The organism is Streptomyces sp. NPDC058231 (genome assembly GCF_042882275.1).
GTDB lineage: Bacteria > Actinomycetota > Actinomycetes > Streptomycetales > Streptomycetaceae > Streptomyces.
In genome coordinates this window covers 208423-226713 of the sequence record NZ_JBHVWN010000003.1, presented here as the reverse complement: position 1 = coordinate 226713, position 18291 = coordinate 208423, and the positions used below count along the sequence as shown (strand labels likewise).

General features: G+C 67.1%; 14 protein-coding genes and 1 tRNA gene. 5 read left to right on the top strand and 10 right to left on the bottom strand.

Going from position 1 to position 18291, the window contains the following annotated elements:
* The first annotated feature begins 106 nt into the window (after positions 1-106).
* Both ACFVXE_RS03835 and ACFVXE_RS03830 read left to right on the top strand, forming a co-directional pair.
* Positions 107-1504, top strand: coding sequence for a pyridoxal phosphate-dependent decarboxylase family protein (locus tag ACFVXE_RS03835; RefSeq protein WP_389668875.1), 1398 nt, complete (start codon positions 107-109; stop codon positions 1502-1504).
* Positions 1501-2910: a lysine N(6)-hydroxylase/L-ornithine N(5)-oxygenase family protein gene (locus ACFVXE_RS03830; protein ID WP_389668873.1), complete on the top strand. Its 1410-nt coding sequence runs from the start codon at positions 1501-1503 to the stop codon at positions 2908-2910. The genes ACFVXE_RS03835 and ACFVXE_RS03830 overlap by 4 nt, the downstream gene beginning before the upstream one ends.
* 106 nt (positions 2911-3016) lie before the next feature.
* On the opposite strand, the gene ACFVXE_RS03825 is transcribed toward ACFVXE_RS03830, so the two are convergent.
* Complete coding sequence (locus ACFVXE_RS03825; protein ID WP_389668871.1) at positions 3017-4822, bottom strand: bifunctional metallophosphatase/5'-nucleotidase; 1806 nt, start codon at positions 4820-4822, stop codon at positions 3017-3019.
* A gap of 135 nt (positions 4823-4957) precedes the next feature.
* On the opposite strand from ACFVXE_RS03825, the gene ACFVXE_RS03820 reads away from it, so the two are divergent.
* Together ACFVXE_RS03820 and pyk are read left to right on the top strand one after the other, a co-directional pair.
* Complete coding sequence (locus tag ACFVXE_RS03820; RefSeq protein ID WP_389668869.1) at positions 4958-5662, top strand: SIMPL domain-containing protein; 705 nt, start codon at positions 4958-4960, stop codon at positions 5660-5662.
* Positions 5663-5787: 125 nt separating this feature from the next.
* A complete protein-coding gene (pyk, locus tag ACFVXE_RS03815; protein ID WP_389668867.1) occupies positions 5788-7221 on the top strand; it encodes a pyruvate kinase in 1434 nt (477 codons plus the stop codon).
* Between the two features lie 8 nt (positions 7222-7229).
* Here pyk and ACFVXE_RS03810 read toward each other — a convergent pair whose 3' ends face one another.
* The gene (locus tag ACFVXE_RS03810) at positions 7230-8006 is read right to left on the bottom strand and encodes a transcriptional regulator (RefSeq protein WP_389668865.1); all 777 of its coding nucleotides are present in this window, start codon (positions 8004-8006) and stop codon (positions 7230-7232) included.
* A gap of 110 nt (positions 8007-8116) precedes the next feature.
* Positions 8117-8191, bottom strand: a tRNA-Leu gene (locus ACFVXE_RS03805).
* Positions 8192-8294: 103 nt separating this feature from the next.
* On the opposite strand from ACFVXE_RS03805, the gene ACFVXE_RS03800 reads away from it, so the two are divergent.
* Positions 8295-8954 carry an ANTAR domain-containing response regulator gene (locus ACFVXE_RS03800; protein ID WP_389668863.1) on the top strand — a complete coding sequence of 220 codons (660 nt, stop codon included), beginning with the start codon at positions 8295-8297 and terminating at the stop codon, positions 8952-8954.
* Between the two features lie 77 nt (positions 8955-9031).
* Here the strand turns inward: ACFVXE_RS03800 and ACFVXE_RS03795 are convergent, their stop codons facing one another.
* The 7 genes from ACFVXE_RS03795 to ACFVXE_RS03765 all read right to left on the bottom strand — a co-directional run bounded on the left by ACFVXE_RS03795 (position 9032) and on the right by ACFVXE_RS03765 (position 18214).
* Positions 9032-9748 carry an ABC transporter ATP-binding protein gene (locus ACFVXE_RS03795; protein ID WP_389668861.1) on the bottom strand — a complete coding sequence of 239 codons (717 nt, stop codon included), beginning with the start codon at positions 9746-9748 and terminating at the stop codon, positions 9032-9034.
* The gene (locus ACFVXE_RS03790; RefSeq protein WP_389668909.1) at positions 9745-10632 is read right to left on the bottom strand and encodes an ABC transporter ATP-binding protein; all 888 of its coding nucleotides are present in this window, start codon (positions 10630-10632) and stop codon (positions 9745-9747) included. The genes ACFVXE_RS03795 and ACFVXE_RS03790 overlap by 4 nt, the downstream gene beginning before the upstream one ends.
* A 5-nt stretch (positions 10633-10637) precedes the next feature.
* Complete coding sequence (locus tag ACFVXE_RS03785) at positions 10638-12419, bottom strand: branched-chain amino acid ABC transporter permease (protein WP_389668859.1); 1782 nt, start codon at positions 12417-12419, stop codon at positions 10638-10640.
* A gap of 5 nt (positions 12420-12424) precedes the next feature.
* Positions 12425-13354 carry a branched-chain amino acid ABC transporter permease gene (locus tag ACFVXE_RS03780; RefSeq protein WP_389668857.1) on the bottom strand — a complete coding sequence of 310 codons (930 nt, stop codon included), beginning with the start codon at positions 13352-13354 and terminating at the stop codon, positions 12425-12427.
* A 102-nt stretch (positions 13355-13456) separates the two neighbouring features.
* On the bottom strand, positions 13457-14671 hold the full coding sequence (locus ACFVXE_RS03775) for a branched-chain amino acid ABC transporter substrate-binding protein (RefSeq protein WP_389668908.1): 1215 nt from the start codon (positions 14669-14671) through the stop codon (positions 13457-13459).
* A 644-nt stretch (positions 14672-15315) separates the two neighbouring features.
* Positions 15316-15786 carry a PaaI family thioesterase gene (locus ACFVXE_RS03770; protein ID WP_389668855.1) on the bottom strand — a complete coding sequence of 157 codons (471 nt, stop codon included), beginning with the start codon at positions 15784-15786 and terminating at the stop codon, positions 15316-15318.
* Positions 15787-15934: 148 nt separating this feature from the next.
* Entirely contained in the window at positions 15935-18214 is a 2280-nt protein-coding gene (locus ACFVXE_RS03765) for an FdhF/YdeP family oxidoreductase (protein WP_389668853.1), read from the bottom strand.
* Between the last annotated feature and the right edge of the window lie 77 nt (positions 18215-18291).

Below are 18291 nucleotides of genomic sequence, written 5' to 3'. Positions count from 1 at the left end.
CCCCGATCCCCCTTTCGAGTTCAGAACACCGGGCTCCCCGGCCGTGCCCCCAGAAACCCGGACAAGCTGGCACGTCCACCCGCACGCACCGGAAGGCCCACCACCCATGCCCACCCCACCCCTCGCCGGAGGCACCGAAGGCCCCGCAGCCCTGCGCCCCCTCCTCGACACCGTCCTCACCGCACTCCACGACGGCGCCCGCCGACGCCACGGCCCGCTGCCCGCAGGCGGCCCCGAGACCGTCGCCCGCCACATACACACCGCCGGCCACCCGGCCATCCCCGACCACGGCACCGGCCCCCACCACGCCCTGCGCACCCTCGTCACCGCACTCGCCCAAGGCGCAGCGGACCCCGCACACCCCCACTGCGCAGCCCACCTCCACACCCCACCCCTCGCCCTCGCCGCAGCCGCCGACCTCGCCGCCTCCGCCCTCAACCCCTCCATGGACTCCTGGGACCAGGCACCCGCCGCCTCAGTCCTCGAAGCCCGCACCACCACCGCGCTCGCCGCCGAGATCTACCCCGGCCGACCCCACCCCGACGCCCTCATCACCACCGGCGGCACCGAAGCCAACCAGCTCGCACTCCTCCTCGCCCGCGAACGCCACGGCCCCGTACAGACCATCAGCGGCGCCAACGCCCACCACAGCATCGCCCGAGCCGCCTGGCTCCTCGGCCTCCCCGAACCCCTCACCGTCCCCGCCCCCACCGGCGTCATGGACCTCACCGCACTCCACGACACCCTCACCCGACACCCGGGCCCCCACCTCGTCACCGCCACCGCAGGCACCACCGACACCGGCGCAATCGACCCCCTCGAGTCCATCGCCGACCTCTGCACCACCCACGGCGCAGAACTCCACATCGACGCCGCCTACGGCGGCCCCCTCCTCTTCAGCCCCACCCACCGCACCGCACTCCACGGCCTCGACCGCGCCCACAGCGTCACCCTCGACCTCCACAAACTCGGCTGGCAACCCGCATCAGCAGGCATCCTCGCCGTCCCCGACCACCACCTCCTCGACCCACTCCACCACCGGGCCCCCTACCTCAACGCCCACGACGACACCGAAGCCGGCCTCCCCGACCTCCTCGGCCGCTCACTGCGCACCACCCGCAGACCCGACGCCCTCAAAATCGCCGTCACACTCCAAGCCCTCGGCCGCACCGGGCTCGCCGACCTCATCGACCACACCATCGACACCGCCAACCAACTCGCCGACCTCATCACCCAGCACCCCGCCCTCGACCTCTACGCCCGCCCCACCATCACCACCGTCCTCTTCCGCCCCACCGACGCCACCGACCACACCGTCGCCACCGTCCGCCGCACCCTCCTCGACCAGGGCCGAGCCGTCCTCGGCCGCGCCCACACCGACAACCGCCTCTGGCTCAAAGCCACCCTCCTCAACCCCCACACCACACCCCACGACCTCCGGACCCTCCTCGACCTCGTCACCCACCTCACCCACACAGTCCAGAAAGGCGACGCACCCCGATGACCGACCGACCCACCCCCGACCCCGACCAGCCACACGACCTCGTCGGCATCGGCATCGGCCCCTTCAACCTCTCCCTCGCCGCCCTCGCCCACGGCATCCACCCCCTCGCCGCGACCTTCTACGAACAGCGCCCCTCCTTCCACTGGCACCCCGGACTCCTCATCGACGGCGCCAGCCTCCAAGTCCCCTTCCTCGCCGACCTCGTCACCCTCGCCGACCCCGCAAGCCCCTGGACCTTCCTCAACTACCTGCGCAACCGCGACCGCCTCTTCCCCTTCTACTTCGCCGAGCGCTTCCACATCCAACGTGCCGAATACGACGCCTACTGCCGATGGGTCACCGACCAACTCCCCGGACTCCACTTCGCCCACCAGGTCGACGCCCTCCGCTGGAACCCCGAACGCGCCCTGTACGAAGTCGACTTCACCCAACTCGACACCCACGGCGAAGCCGAAGCGCTCGGCCGCGCCTACACCCGCCACATCGCCCTCGGCATCGGCACCGAACCCTTCGTCCCCGACCCCCTCAAACCCCTCGCCGAAGCCGAATCCGTACCCGTCATCCACTCCAGCGACTACCTCCAGCACCGCCGACAACTCCTCCAGGCCGACCACATCACCGTCATCGGCTCCGGCCAGTCGGGCGCGGAAATCTTCCTCGACCTCCTCCGCGCCCGACCCGCCGGCCACGAGAAACTCCACTGGCTCGCCCGCACCGGCGCCTTCGCCCCCATGGAGTACTCCAAACTCGGCCTCGAACACTTCACACCCGACTACAGCCGCTACTTCCACGCACTCCCCGAATCCGTACGCGACGAACTCGTCCCCCACCAATGGCAACTCCACAAAGGCATCGACGCCGACACCATCGCCGCCATCCACGACGAGCTCTACCGACGGACCCTCCACGGCGGCTGGCCCGACGCCACCCTCACCCCCGGCGTCCAGGTCCGCACCGCAGGCCGCCTCGCCAACACCCGCGTCGAACTCCACCTCGAACACACCCAGCAGAACACCCGCACCCGCCTGATCACCGACGCCGTCGTCCTCGCCACCGGCTACCGCGAACGCCCCCTCGACCAGCTCCTCACCGGCCTCACCCCGCACATCCGCCGCGACGCCGCCGGCCGCCCCCGCATCGACGACCAGTTCCGCCTCGAACTCGACCCCACCATCACCGGCAACATCTACGTACAGAACGCCGAACGCCACACCCACGGCGTCGGCGCCCCCGACCTCGGACTCGCCGCCTGGCGCAGCGCCACCATCCTCAACAACCTCACCGGCACCACCGCCTACCCCCTCCCGGAACGCACCGCCTTCACCACCTTCGGCCTCACCCCCCGGAACGGCCCCCGCATCCCGCACCAGAACTCCACCCTCACCCCCCTCACCCAGAGCAACTGACCCACGTTGCGCCCACACAACAGAGGCGGCCGCCCCCTCGAAGAGGAGACGGCCGCCACACCCACCGAACCGCAGGAACACCGGCTCAGCTCACTGCTTCACGGCACTAGAACACCGGCACGCCATCACGCGTCAGACGCCAGTCCACCGAAGCGAACTCCGCGGCATCCACCGACCCCTTCGCCTGCACCCAGGCGATGATCGTGTTCCGGATCTCCTCCGAATTGGCCCACAGCTGCTTCGCACCCGGCACATGCGGGAAGTTGCCGCCACCACTCGCCCGGTAGTTGTTCACCGCCAGCACGAACTGCGCCGCAGGATCGATCGCCTTGCCCTCGAACGACAGATTCACGATCCGCGAACCATTCGGCTTCGCGATGTCGATCTCATACGTCAGACCCGACACCGCGTCATAGTTGTAGTCCGGCGTGTCACCGGCGTTCGTCAACTTCGCCGTGTCCACCGGAGCACCCGCCGGCGTCTGCACGTAGTACTGCGCGGAGAACTCCAGATAATCCTTCACCTGCGCACCCGTCAGCAGACGAGCCTCAAGGGTGTTCTCGAACGGGTACAGCCCTGCCGCATCCTTGATCGTCACACTCCCCGCAGGGATCTGCGCCGTACGCGAGAAACACGACGCCTGCGACAGCACCGGCAGCGCCGCGAACTCGCCACCCGCCAGAGCGGCCTTCACCGTCTCCGCCTGAACCACATTGATCAGATCGATGATCGGCTCGTCCTTCCACGCCGCCTCAGCCGTCGTCATCGACACCGCCGACGTACCGATCACCTGATTGACGTACGCCACAACCTTCTTGTGCTCATCCGTCAACAACCGCGTGATCTTCGGATCCTCGGCCACCGTGTTCGAGTTCAACACCTTCGAACCCGCCCGCTCGACCACCCAGCGACCCTTCTCCCACACCAGATCGAAGTCGAACAGCGTCAGCCGCTGCCCCCACTTCAACGGCTCGGAGAGCACCACCTTCTTGCCCGTCTGCTTGTTCTCCACGAAGTACTCGGGGATCTCCAGGTGTGCGTGGCCCACCAGAATCGCATCGATCCCGGGGACCTGCTCCGCCACCAGACCCGCCGCGTTCTCCACATACGGGATCTGGTCACCGTACGACGACGTACCGCTGTTCCCCGAGTGCGCCGCGACGATCACGACGTCCGCACCCATGGAGCGCAGACGCGGCACGTACTTCGCCGCCTGCTCCTCCAGCCCCGGGAACACCATCTTGCCGCTGACGTTCGCCTTGTCCCAGATCGCGATCCCCGGGTTGGTCAGACCCAGGATCGCCACCTTCACGTCCTTGCCGTGCGGCGTACGCACCCGCTTGATCACATACGGATCGAACGCCGGCCGCAGCGTCTTCGCGTCCAGCGCGTTCGCACCCAGCAGCGGGAAATCACACTGCTCCTCGAACTTCCGCAGCACCGGAATGCCGTAGTTGAACTCGTGGTTGCCCAGCGCCGCCGCGTCGTACCCGATCGCGTTCATCGCCTGCGCCATCGGGTGCACCGGACCACGCTTCGCCGTGATCGGGTCGATCTTCGCGTAGTAGTACGACAGCTGCGTGCCCTGGATCGTGTCACCCGCATCGATCATCAGGGTGTTGTGGCGGCCCTTCTCGGCGCGGACCTGATCCACCAGGGTCGAGATCTTCGCCAGACCGACGTCGTTGTGCGCCTTGTCGTCGAACTCCTTGTCCGTGAAGTAGTCCCAGTTGAACACATTTCCATGCATATCGGTCGTGCCCATCACGGTGAACGAGTACCGCTGAGGCGGACGCCCATGACCATGACCCTGCTCATGAGCCTCGGCGGGCACAGTCATGCCCCCGGCAATCGCCATTCCGGCCCCGGCAGCAGCCGACGTGCCCAGGAACGTCCTACGGTTCAGCGGCATTCTCTCTCCCACATTCAGCTCTCGCAGTACACAACGCGCGTAGATAGTGACTCACGAGCCACCCCCAGCGACACCCCCCGCAGGTTTCTATCAGATGACCGCACGAGTCACGGAGCCCGATGCGACAGTGAGCCCATGACCGACACCCCCGCCCCCTACGGCACCCCCGACCACCCCCGCGTCGCCGTCCGCGGTGAAGCCCGCCTCGAAGTCGACCCCGAAACAGCCCATATCACCATCACCGTCACCGCCCGCGGCAAGGACCGCCGAACAACCCTCGAAGACCTCACCCGACGCAACGCCCACGTCCTCGAACTCGCACGCACCTACGGACAAGCCGTCGAAAAACTCGAAACCGGCGCCCTCTCCATCACCCCCGAACTCACCCAGCGCGGACGCGACGAGAAAATCCGCGCCTACCACGGCCGCGTCCACATCACCGCCGAACTCGCCGACTTCACCGCACTCGGCGAACTCACCACCCGCATCGCCGACCTCGACATGACCCGCATCACCGGCCCCCGATGGGCCCTGCGCCCCGACTCACCCGCCTATACCGAGGCCCGCCGCCAAGCCGTCCGGGAAGCCCTCCAACGCGCCCGCGAATACGCCGACGCCCTCGGCACCCACCTCACCGCCCTCCTCGAACTCGCCGACCTCGGCGCCGAGAACACCGCCCTCGCCCCACCCGTGCCCGCCCCGCCCGGCGGCTTCGGCGCCCGCGCCGCATACGGCGGAACCGAACCCGAAACACCCCCCGTACTCGACCTCGAACCACAACGGCAGACGGTCTACGCCCAGGTGAACGCGCGCTTCACCATGGCACCGCCAAAACTATGAACAGAATGCTCATCAGAGCGCCCCACCGCACAATTCAACACTTGTCAAAAACCCTTCACCCAAAGGTTGTTGAGACGACACGCAGACCCAAATAACTACCCGTAGGTAAGGTCTAGGCTCAAACCATGCGCCGAGCAAAAATCGTCTGCACCCTGGGCCCAGCCACCGACACATACGAGCAGATCAAGGCACTCGTCGAAGCCGGAATGGACGTCGCCCGCTTCAATCTCAGCCACGGCTCCTACGCCGAACACGAACAGCGCTACCACCACGTACGCAAGGCATCCGACGAAACCGGACGCAGCGTCGGCATCCTCGCCGACCTTCAAGGCCCGAAGATCCGCCTGGGCCGCTTCCGCGAAGGCCCCGTACTCCTTGAACGCGGCGACACCTTCACCATCACCGTCGAACCCGTCGAAGGCGACCGCGACACCTGCGGCACCACCTACGAAGGCCTCAACGCCGACGTCACCGCCGGCGAACGCATCCTCGTCGACGACGGCCGCGTCACCCTCGAAGTCACCGACGTCGACGGCCCCCGCGTCCACACCACCGTCATCGAAGGCGGCATGGTCTCCGACCACAAAGGCCTCAACCTCCCCGGCGTCGCCGTCTCCGTCCCGGCACTCTCCGAAAAGGACATCGAAGACCTCCGCTGGGCCCTGCGCACCGGAGCCGACATCATCGCCCTCTCCTTCGTACGCAGCGGACGCGACATCGAAGACGTCCACCGCATCATGGACGAAGAAGGCCGCCGCCTCCCCGTCATCGCCAAAGTCGAAAAGCCGCAGGCAGTCGAGAACATCGACGACATCGTCGCCGCATTCGACGGCATCATGGTCGCCCGCGGCGACCTCGGCGTCGAAATGCCACTCGAACAAGTCCCCATCGTCCAGAAGCGCGCCATCAAACTCGCCAAGCGCAACGCCAAACCCGTCATCGTCGCCACCCAGATGCTCGACTCGATGATCGACAACTCCCGCCCCACCCGCGCGGAAGCCTCCGACGTCGCCAACGCGGTCATCGACGGCACCGACGCGGTGATGCTCTCCGGCGAGACCAGCGTCGGCAAGTATCCGATCGAGACCGTACGCACCATGTCCCGCATCGTCGAAGCGGCCGAGGAAGACATCCTCGAAAAGGGCCTGCCGCCGCTCACCGACCGCAACAAGCCCCGCACCCAGGGCGGCGCCGTCGCCCGCGCAGCCGCCGAGATGGGCGACTTCCTCGGCGCCAAATTCCTCGTCGCCTTCACCCAGAGCGGCGACACGGTCAAGCGCCTCTCCCGCTACCGCTCGCCCATCCCGCTCCTGGCCTTCACCCCCGACCCGGCCACCCGCTCCCAGCTGAACCTCACCTGGGGCGTCGAGACCTTCCTCGGCCCGCACGTCGACTCCACCGACGCGATGGTCGCCCAGGTCGACGAGGAACTCCTCCGGATCGGCCGCTGCGAGCGGGGCGACGTCGTCGTCATCACCGCCGGCTCACCACCTGGCGTCGCGGGATCGACCAACCTGGTACGCGTGCACCACATCGGCGAGGACGACAGCCCCAAGTAACCCGGTCGTCAGTGCTTCGGCCCGACGTGAGCGTCCATGAGCGCGACGGACGCCCGTCGGGCGACGGAGATGTTGTACTGCTGGCCCGCCCGTGTGCAGTGCTTCCACTCGACCCCGACGGCGGTGAGGGTGTCGCTGAACAGCTTGCGGATGTCGTCCGACTTGTTGGTGAAGAAGTACCGGGGGTATTCGTAGCGCTTCCGCTCACCGGCGACGAGGCGGGTGGTCCAGTTGGTGATGCGACATCCGTCGGAGTGGATCAGACCCCGGATGAATTCCCACGGGTGGGCGTCCACGATCTTCTGTTGCCAGGGCTCGAGAGCGATCTTACGGTTGTGCTTCCTGCCCGGGCCGTGCTGGGGGAAGAAGCAGGGCCAGTGCTTGCTGTAGCAGGTCACGTTCTGGCAGCCCTGACGCTGAACCCGGAACACCTTGTTGCCAGGACGCACGAGCTGCATGGCTTCGGCACAGGCGTCGATGAGGCCGGGCCAGGCATCGGCACAGGTGATTCGGAGGAAGTACACGCCCCTTCTTGCGGAACTAATGCAGCCGTCTCCGAGATATAGGCCCAGCAAGTAGGCATACGCGGCGGGATCTTCGGGGTCGCTCGGTGTGTCGCCGCACCTTGGACAGTCCGCAGCACGGTTCCAGTCGAGGGGTTCTATCCGTGTCTGCCACGAGCGGATGGCGGCACGCGATATGCCGGTCTGTTTGCTCACGGAGTTCTGGCTGAAGCCTTGGGCAATGAGTGCCAGAGCGCGTTTCCGCGTATCCAGGTCGTACACACGGCCGAGTCTGCCCGGATGATGCTGCGGGGCATCGAGAACTCGTGAGGCCATCACACGATCAAGTGAAGCCTCGCCGATTCCCTGCGGCCTTGGAATCGAAGGAAAAGTACCCCGAGTCGGACTCGAACCGACACTGTATGGGTTTTGAATCCATTGTCTCTGACCAATTGGACTACCGGGGCTCGCTGAATCGAAGGTTTCCCTCGACCCGCTGAGCGTCCACCTTACCGCAGCTAGGTAGGCTCATGGGGAGTCGACCTGTCGTTGAAATATGAGGAGCCACCCGTGACCACGCCCGAGTCGCCCCAGCCCGTCGCCGACGACGACAAGTCGCACGTCCCGCCGCTGACGACCCGCGTCGTCATCGCCGAGGACGAGGCTCTCATCCGCCTCGACCTCAAAGAGATGCTCGAAGAAGAGGGCTACGCGGTCGTCGGCGAGGCCGGTGACGGCGAGAAGGCGGTCGAGCTCGCCCGGGAGCACCGGCCCGACCTCGTCATCCTCGATGTGAAGATGCCGATCCTCGACGGCATCTCCGCCGCCGAGCGCATCTCGGAGGAGTCCATCGCTCCTGTTCTGATGCTCACCGCGTTCTCGCAGCGCGATCTGGTCGAGCGGGCCCGGGACGCCGGGGCGATGGCGTATCTCGTGAAGCCGTTCAGCAAGAGCGACGTGGTGCCTGCCATCGAGATGGCCGTGTCGCGGTTCGCGGAGCTGAAGGCGCTGGAGACCGAGGTCGCGGATCTTGCGCAGCGGCTGGAGACGCGGAAGCTGGTGGACCGGGCGAAGAGCATTCTGCAGACGGATTACGGGCTGTCGGAGCCGGCGGCGTTCCGGTGGATCCAGAAGACGTCGATGGATCGTCGGCTGTCGATGCAGCAGCTTGCCGAGGCGTTGATCGAGGATGCCGAGGAGAAGAGGCGGGCGGCGAAGGACGGCGAGTAGTCGCGCAGGTTCGTACGGCTGAGGCCCGCACCCCGGATCGATCGGGGTGCGGGCCTCAGCCGTGTGAGCGGTGTGGGTCAGTCCTCGCCGAGGTACGCCTTGCGGACGGATTCGTCGTGGAGGAGGTTCTGGCCGGTGCCGGAGAGGACGATCTTGCCGACCTCCATGACGTGGCCGTGGTCGGCGAGGGAGAGTGCGGCCTGGGCGTTCTGCTCGACGAGCAGGATGGTGGTGCCCTGGGCCTTCAGCTCGACGATGGTCTGCATGATCTTCTGCATCATGATCGGGGAGAGGCCCATGGAGGGTTCGTCGAGCATGAGCAGTTTGGGCTGGGACATGAGGGCGCGGCCCATGGCGAGCATCTGCTGTTCGCCGCCCGAGAGGGTCCCTGCGGCCTGCTTCCGGCGTTCCCCGAGGATGGGGAAGAGGTCGTAGGCGCGTTGGACGTCCTTTTCGATGCCCGCTTTGTCGTTGCGGAGGTAGGCGCCGAGTAGGAGGTTCTCGGTGATCGTCAGCCGGGGAAAGATGTGGCGTCCCTCGGGGGAGTGGGCGAGGCCCAGGGAGACGATCTTGTGGGCGGGGACGTCGGTGAGTGGTTTGCCCTCGAAGAGGATCTGGCCGCCGATGGGCTTGAGGAGGCCGGAGAGGGTGCGCAGGGTGGTGGTCTTTCCTGCGCCGTTGGTGCCGATGAGGGTGACGACCTGACCAGCTTCGACGGTGAAGGAGATGCCTTTGACGGCTTCGATCTTGCCGTAGGCGACGCGGAGGTCTTCGACCTGGAGCAGTGCGGTCATCGGGTGTCCTCCTCTTCGGCGCGGGTGGTGCTGGTGTCGTCGGCCGCGGTTTCTGCTTCTGCGGCTTCGACTTCGGCGATTTCTTCGGCGCCGGGGGCGCCTTCGAAGGGGGTGCCGAGGTAGGCGGCAATGACGCGTTCGTCGCTCTGGACGACGTCGGAGGTGCCTTCGACGAGTTTTTCGCCCTGTACGAGGACGGCGACGCGGTCGCAGAGATTGAAGATGAACCGCATGTCGTGCTCGATGACGAGGACGGCGATGCCCTGGTCCCGGATGGCGAAGATGAGTTCTTCGGTGACGCGGGTTTCCTGGGGGTTCATGCCGGCGGTGGGCTCGTCGAGGAGGAGGAGTCCGGGGTCGCTGGCGAGGGCGCGGGCGATTTCCAGCTTGCGCTGGTCTCCGTAGGGGAGGTTGCGCGCGAGGTGGTCGGCCTTGTCCTGGAGGCCGATGAACTCAAGGAGTTCCATGGCGCGTTCGCGGCTGGCGTTCTCGGCTCTGGTGAAGCCGGGGAGGCGCAGGAGCGCGGACCAGAGGCCTTCCTTGGTGCGGGTGTGGCGTCCGACGAGGACGTTCTCCAGGACGGTCATGTTGGCGAAGAGCCGGATGTTCTGGAAGGTGCGGGCGATGCCTGCCTGGGTGACGAGGTGGGGCTTGGGCGGCAGGACGGTGCCCTTGTAGCTGACTTTGCCTTCGGTGGGGACGTAGAGCCCGGTGAGGCAGTTGAAGAAGGTGGTTTTGCCGGCGCCGTTGGGTCCGATGAGGCCGACGATTTCGCCTGCGTTGACGGTGAGGTCGACGTTGCGTACGGCGGTGAGGCCGCCGAAGCGCATGGTGACGCCGTTTGCGTCGAGGACGGTCGTGGCGGTCTGTGTGGTGGTGGTCATGGTGGTCACGCACCCGCCTTGGCGATGCCGGCGCCGGTCTCTTCGGACTGCCGTGGTTCCGGAACGTCGACGGGGTCGTCGTTTTCGTGGAATTCGAGCTGTTTCCTGCGGTCGGCGACCAGGCCTTCGGGGCGGAAGCGCATCAGGAGGATGAGCGCGATGCCGAAGAGGAACAGCTGGTAGTCCTGCATGAACTGCAGTTTGGCCGGGATGAGGTAGAGCAGTGCGGCGCCGACGAAGGGTCCGCTGAGGGTTCCCATGCCGCCGAGGATGACGGCGGCGAGGAGGAAGGCGGAGTTCGGGGGTACGGAGCCGGCGAACTGGTACTGCTCGGGCGTCACGGTGTAGTTGACGTGTGCCTGGACGGTGCCGGCGAGGCCGGCGAGAGTGGCGCCGAGGGCGAAGGCGAGCAGCTTGAGCCGGAAGGCGTTGATGCCCATGGCGGTGGCGGCGGTTTCGTCTTCGCGGATGGCGACCCAGGCGCGGCCGATGCGGGATTCTCCGGAGCGGCGGAAGACGAGGACGACGACGGCGGTGACGACGAGCATCAGCAGGTAGTAGTTGGCGGGCCTGCTGAGGGTGAAGGGGCCGATGTCGTGGCTGAGTCCGAAGTCGATTCCGAAGAGGTTGAGGTCCGGGATGCTGGGGATGCCTTGGGAGCCGTTGGTGAGATCGGGTCCGCTGTTGCCGTTGAGGTTGTTGACGGTGACGCGGAAGATCTCTCCGAAGCCGAGGGTGACGATGGCGAGGTAGTCGCCGCGCAGTCGGAGGGTCGGGGCACCGATGAGGACGCCGAAGACGAGTGAGACTGCGGCTCCGGTGAGGACGGCGGCCCAGAAGGGGAAGTGGACGCCGATGGCGGCGAGGGGCGCGCCGGAGACGAGGGCGGCGGTGTAGGCGCCGACACCGAGGAAGGCGACGTAGCCGAGGTCGAGGAGGCCGGCGAGGCCGACGACGACGTTGAGGCCGAGGGCGACGGTCGCGAAGATGAGGATGTTGGCGCCGATGAGGGTGTATTCCGCGGCGTCCTGGGTGAAGGGGAAGCAGAGTGCTGCGACCAGGGCTGCGGTGAGGGCGACGTTGCGGTGCTTCGTGGTCAGCGCTGTGATGCGGGAGATGAGTCCTGCACGGGTGAGCGCGGTGAATGCGAAGGCCGCGGTGATGAGGAAGCCGATGAACTGTTCGGATTCTTCGGTGGGGATGTCGACGCCGTAGGTGAAGATGTACAGCGCGATGCCGAAGACGCCGGCAATGATCAGGATTTCGCCCCAGGCGGGGAGTGTTCTGGCTCGGGTGGGTGCGGGTGCGGTGAGGCTGTTGCGGAATTGCTTCCAAAGGCCGGGCTGGGGTTCGTCCTGTGGTTGGTCGTCGGGGAGTGCGAGTGCGGCGATGGCGGCGAGGAGTGCGCCGATGCCGCTGACCCAGGCTCCGGGTTCGAGGTTGACGACGCCGCCGAGCTCGTAGGCGATGGCTCCCATGGTGTAGCCGGTGGTGCCGAGGGTGCCGAGGGCGAGGAGCCGGACGGGGCTGTTCGTTCCGCCGGGGGTGAGCCAGCGCAGTCCGCGGATGCCGTATCCGGAGAGTGCGAAGACGAGGGTGAGGACAGCGCCGGTGAGGGTGAGGATCTGGAGGCCGCCGGGGTAGCCGGTGACGGTGAGGTCGCCGGGGAAGTCGGTGGTCCAGGTCCAGGCGAGGAAGGTGCCGGCGAGGGCGATGGCGGTGCCTGCGATGGTGGCGGGGCGGGCGATCGGTGCGGGCAGTGGGATGAGGGCGTTCTGGGTGGTCATCCGTATCACGCCCGATCCGCGACGCGTTCGCCGAGCAGGCCCTGGGGCCGGAGCAGCAGGACGACGATGAGAAGGACGAAGGCCCATACGTCCTTCCAGGCGCCGCCGCCGAAGAGGTCCATGCCGGGGACGTCGCTCATGTAGCCGGTGGCGAGGGATTCGGCGACGCCGAGTACGACTCCGCCGAGCATGGCGCCGTAGATGTTGCCGATGCCGCCGAGTACGGCTGCGGTGAATGCCTTGAGGCCCATGATGAAGCCCATCTGGACGCCGATCTGGCCGTTCTTGAGCCCGTAGGCGACGGCTGCGACGGCTGCGAACGCGGCGCCGATGGCGAAGGCCATGACGATGATGCGGTCGGTGTTGATGCCCATGAGTTTGGCGGTGTCGGGGTCCTGCGAGGTCGCCTGCATGCCGCGGCCGGAGCGGGTCTTGGAGACGAAGAGTCCGAGGGCGATCATGCAGACGGGTGCGGTGATGAGGACGAAGAGGTCACCGCGCTGGATGCTGGCGCCGAAGATGTCGAAGGCGTCGCCCTTGAACTGAGGGAAGGAGTGGTCCTTCGTGGCGTCGGGGTACCACTTCCAGATGGCCTGCTTGAGTGCGAGGGAGAGCCCGATCGCGGTGATCAGCGGGGCGAGCCTGGGGGCGGTGCGCAGGGGCCGGTAGGCGAAGCGTTCGGCTGCGACGCTGATCGCGACGGAGCATATGACGCCGCCGATGATCATGAGGGGGACGATAGCGAGGAGGTTGGAGCCGGCCGGCATCCAGAGGTACACGGTGAGAGCTCCGAAGCCTCCGATCATGAAGATCTCGCCGTGGGCGAAGTTGATGAGCTGGATGATTCCGTAGACCATCGTGTAGCCGATCGCGATGAGACCGTACATCGCGCCGAGGATGAGTCCATTGGCCAGCTGTTGCGGCAGTTCGTTCACCGCAGGGCCTCCGTGGAGTGGTTCGGATATGGCACCGCGCGGGAGCGCTGGTAGCGCTCCCGCGCGGTCTGGTTGCTGTTTCGGGTGACCGGGAGGGCTTGGTCAGTCCTTCTTGTAGGCCTCGCTGAGCTTGGAGACCCACTTGCCGCCGTCGACCTGGTAGGCGGTCATCATGGTGTTGGTGGTGTCGCCGAACTCGTCGAAGGCGACGGGGCCGGTGACTCCGTCGAAGCTGACCTTGCCGACGGCGTCGAGGACCTTGGCGCGGGCGTCGTCGGGGAGCTTGCCGTCATTGGCGGCGACGACGGCCTTGACGGCCTCGATGATGGCCATGGTGGCGTCGTAGGTACCGCCGCCGTAGGCCTCGTAGGCGTCCTTGTATCCGGCCGTCTTGTAGTCCGCGATGAACTTCTTGGCCGAGTCCAGCTCCTCGACGGGCTTGCCGACGGAGGTGGCGATGTCGCCCTGGGCCTTCTTGTTGAGCTTGATGAAGTCGGCGCTGTACATGCCGTCGCCGCCCATGAGGGGGATCTGGACGCTGTCCTTGAGCTGCTGGCTCAGGGGTGCGCCGGCGGGGTACTCACCGCCGTAGTAGACGGCCTTGGCGCCGGACTTCTTGACCTTGGTGACGACGGCGTTGAAGTCGCGGTCGTCGGGGTTGACGTGGTCGGCTCCGACGATCTTGCCGCCGAGCTCGGTGAACGTCGCCTTGAAGGAGGCGGCGAGGCCGGCTCCGTAGGTCTTCTGGTCGTCGATCAGGTAGACGTTCTTGATCTTGGCGTCGTTGAAGAGGTACTTCGCGGCGAAGGCACCCTGGATCTGGTCCGTGGTGGCGGTGCGGAAGTAGGTCTTGAAGGGGCGCTTCTTGTCGCCGGTCTTCCAGTCGTTGCCCTGGGTCAGCTCGGTGCCCGTGTTGGCGGGGGAGATCTGGGTGAGGCTGGCGTCGTTGAGCGGCTTCTGCATCGACTGCGAGACGCTGGAGTTCAGGGGGCCGACAACGCCGAGGACGTCCTTGTTGTCGATGAGCTTCTGGGCGTTCTGACCTCCGACGGAGGGCTGGGCCTGGTCGTCGAGGGGCTGAAGCTTGAACGTGACGCCGGGGACCGTCTTGTTCTTGTTCGCGAGGTTGACGGCGAGGTCGGCGGAGTTCTTGATGCCGAGGCCGAGGGCGGAGAGGTCACCGGTCAGGGGCGCGTCGACGCCGATGACGACGGTCTGGTTGTCGTCGCCGCCGCTGCTGTTCTTGCTGTCGTCGCGCGACCCGCAGGCGGTGAGTGTCAGTGCTCCTGTGGTGAGCACTGTGGTGAGGATGAGCAAAGAACGGTGTCGCACGAAAAGTCCTTTCCCTGGCGCGGCCTCCTCTGCTTGAGGTGCCGTGTCGTTCGCCGGGCCGTACTGGGTCGGTACAGGGCCGTGCAGCAGACGCGCCCGGCGGCGCGGTGACTGGCGGTGACTCTAGGCGCAGGCGGCGGGGTCGGGGACGGGTCGGCGGAGGATGTGACTGTCTTGTTATGCCGTTGAGGAAGGCTTGAGGTGGCTGTGTGGACATGTACGGCTTTTTTATGGACGGTGAAGTGACCGCATTCTGAGAACGCGCAGCACAGCTAAGGGGCTTGAGCCGATCTTGGTGCTGTCGCCCATGGGGGGTGCGGGGGCGCGGTGAGGTGTCCGGTATCGGTGGGGCCGGGTTCCTCGTGCGGTCCGACGGCGCTCCGGTATTGCGCGAATGTTACGCAGTGTTACGTCCGAGGGGTGCGTGATCCACGCCCTGTGGTGTCGATGGGTCGCGTGTGATTGTTGATTGGGCCATACAGTGAGCCATACAAGTATTTGCGCGGTCAAGGCCGTTGACCGATTGATCGATTCAACTCCCTTGCGCAGCGGGCCTTTTGTGGGTGAATACGAAGCTGCCCGGCCCGGATGGTGATCCGGGCCGGGCAGCGTTCGTGGGTGCCGGCAGGTCAGACGGCGGCGGTCCTGGGGGCGTCACGGAGCAGGCAGGTGAGACGGGCGGTGCAGACCCGCCGGTCCTCCTCGTCGGTGATGACGATCTCGTACGTGGCGGTGGAGCGGCCGCGGTGTACGGGGGTGGCGGTGCCGGTGACGAGTCCGCTCCGCACCCCTCGGTGATGGGTGCAGTTCAGGTCGACGCCGACGGCGAGCTTGGTGGCGCCGCCGTGGAGCATGGTGCCGACGGAGCCGAGCGTTTCGGCGAGCACGGCGGAGGCGCCGCCGTGCAGGAGTCCGTAGGGCTGGGTGTTGCCCTCGACGGGCATGGTGCCGACGACGCGGTCCGCGGAGGCCTCGACGATCCGGACGCCCATGCGTTCGCCGAGGTGCCCGGCGGAGAAGAGGGCGGGCAGGTCGACGCCGAGGGCGGCGTACTCGTCGATGATCTCCTGGGGGAACTTGGGTGCGGTGTGCTCGCCCATGGGGTCCGGCTCCGATCGTCTGCGGTGGTCCGTCGTTCTGCTGCTGTGTGCATCGTTCTTATCAGACGGCTGAGCGAACGCTTAGGGGCTTCGAGGTACGAAATGTCCCGGATGCCCCGCCCCTGGGTATTTCTCCCCGCCGGGCGCCCTACTCCTCCTCGGTGTTCTCGAAGCGGACGACGACGGACTTGCTGGCGGGGGTGTTGCTGGTGTCGGCGGTGGAGTCGAGGGGGACCAGCACATTGGTCTCGGGGTAGTAGGCGGCCGCGCAGCCGCGTGCGGTGGGGTAGTGGACGACGCGGAAGCCGGGGGCGCGGCGTTCGACGCCGTCCTTCCATTCGCTGACGAGATCGGTGCGGGCGCCGTCGGGGAGGCCGAGGGCTCGGGCGTCGTCGGGGTTGACCATGACGATGCGGCGGCCGCCCTTGATGCCGCGGTAGCGGTCGTCGAGCCCGTAGATCGTGGTGTTGTACTGGTCGTGGGAGCGCAGGGTCTGCAACAGCAGCCTGCCCTCGGGGAGTTCGGGGTATTCGACGGGGGCCGCGGTGAAGTTGGCCCGGCCGGTCGCGGTGGGGAAACGGCGGGAGTCGCGCGGGGGGTGGGGGAGGGTGAAGCCGTCGGGGTGGGCGACGCGGGCGTTGAAGTCCTCGAAGCCGGGGACGACCCGGGAGATGCGGTCGCGGATCGTCGCGTAGTCCTTCTCGAACTCCTCCCAGGGCGTGGCGGATTCAGGGCCGAGGACGGCGCGGGCGAGGCGGGCGACGATGGCGGGTTCGGAGAGCAGGTGGGGGCTTGCGGGGGCGAGGTTCCCGCGGGAGGCGTGGACCTTGCTCATGGAGTCCTCGACGGTGACGAACTGCTTGCCGCTCGCCTGGACGTCCTTGTCGGTGCGGCCGAGGGTGGGCAGGATCAGGGCGCGGGCGCCGGTGACGGCGTGCGAGCGGTTGAGTTTGGTCGACACGTGGACGGTGAGGCGGGCGCGGCGCATGGCGGCCTCGGTGACGGCCGTGTCGGGGGTGGCGGCCACGAAGTTGCCGCCCATGGCGAAGAAGACCTTTGCTTCGCCGTCGCGGAGGGCCTGGATGGAGCGGACCACGTCGTAGCCGTGGTGGCGGGGCGAGGTGATGCCGAATTCCTTGTCGAGGGCGTCGAGGAATGCGGGTGCGGGCCGTTCGAAGATGCCCATGGTGCGGTCGCCCTGGACGTTGGAGTGGCCGCGGACGGGGCAGACCCCGGCGCCGGGCCGTCCGATGTTGCCGCGCAGCAGGAGGAAGTTGACGACTTCGCGGATGGTGGGGACGGAGTGTTTGTGCTGGGTCAGGCCCATGGCCCAGCAGACGATGGTGCGTTTCGAGGCGAGGACCATGGAGAGGGCCTGCTCGATGGCGGCGTGGTCGAGGCCGGTGGCGGTGAGGGTCTCGTCCCGGTCGGCGGCGCGTGCGGCGGCGGCGAACTCGGCGTAGCCGTGGGTGTGCTCGGTCACGAAGGTGTCGTCGACGGCGCCCTCGGTCTCCAGGACCATCTTGTTGAGGAGCCGGAAGAGGGCCTGGTCGCCGCCTATGCGGATCTGCAGGAACAGGTCGTTGAGGGGGGTGCCCTTGATCATGCCCTGGGGTGTCTGGGGGTTCTTGAAGCGTTCCAGTCCGGCTTCGGGCAGCGGGTTCACCGAGATGATCTTCGCGCCGGCGGATTTGGCCTTCTCCAGGGCGGAGAGCATCCGGGGGTGGTTGGTGCCCGGGTTCTGTCCGGCGACGATGATCAGGTCGGCGTGGTGGAGGTCTTCGAGGGAGACGCTGCCCTTGCCGATGCCGATGGTCTCGGTGAGTGCGGAGCCGGAGGACTCGTGACACATGTTGGAGCAGTCGGGCAGGTTGTTGGTGCCGAATTCGCGGGCGAACAGCTGTAGTAGGAACGCTGCCTCGTTGCTGGTGCGTCCTGAGGTGTAGAAGAGCGCCTCGTCGGGGGAGCCGAGGGCGCGCAGCTCCCCGGCGATGATGTCGAAGGCGTGTTCCCAGGTCACCGCCTCGTACCGGTCGGCACCTTCGGGGAGGTACATGGGCTGGGTGATGCGGCCCTGCTGGCCGAGCCAGTAGCCGCTGCGGGTGGCCAGGTCGGGCAGGGGGTGCGCGGCGAAGAAGTCGGGGGTGACGCGGCGCAGGGTGGCCTCTTCCGCGACGGCCTTGGCGCCGTTCTCGCAGAATTCGGCGGTGTGCCGTTCGTCGCCTTCGGGCCAGGCGCAGCCGGGGCAGTCGAAGCCGTTCTTCTGGTTGACCTTGAGGAGGGTCCGGGCGGTCCGGGCGGCGCCCATCTGCTGCTGGGCGATGCGCAGGCTGTGAGCGACGGCGGGCAGTCCGGCGGCTGCGTGCCGGGCCGGTTCGACGTGCGGTGCGTCCTGGACCGGGTCGTCGATGGGCGGCTTGGTGGCCATGTCTGCTCCCCTTCGAGCCTGCTGCGGATCCGCGCGGCGGCGATGCGCGTGTGCCTGGGTCGTTCTGCTCGTCGATC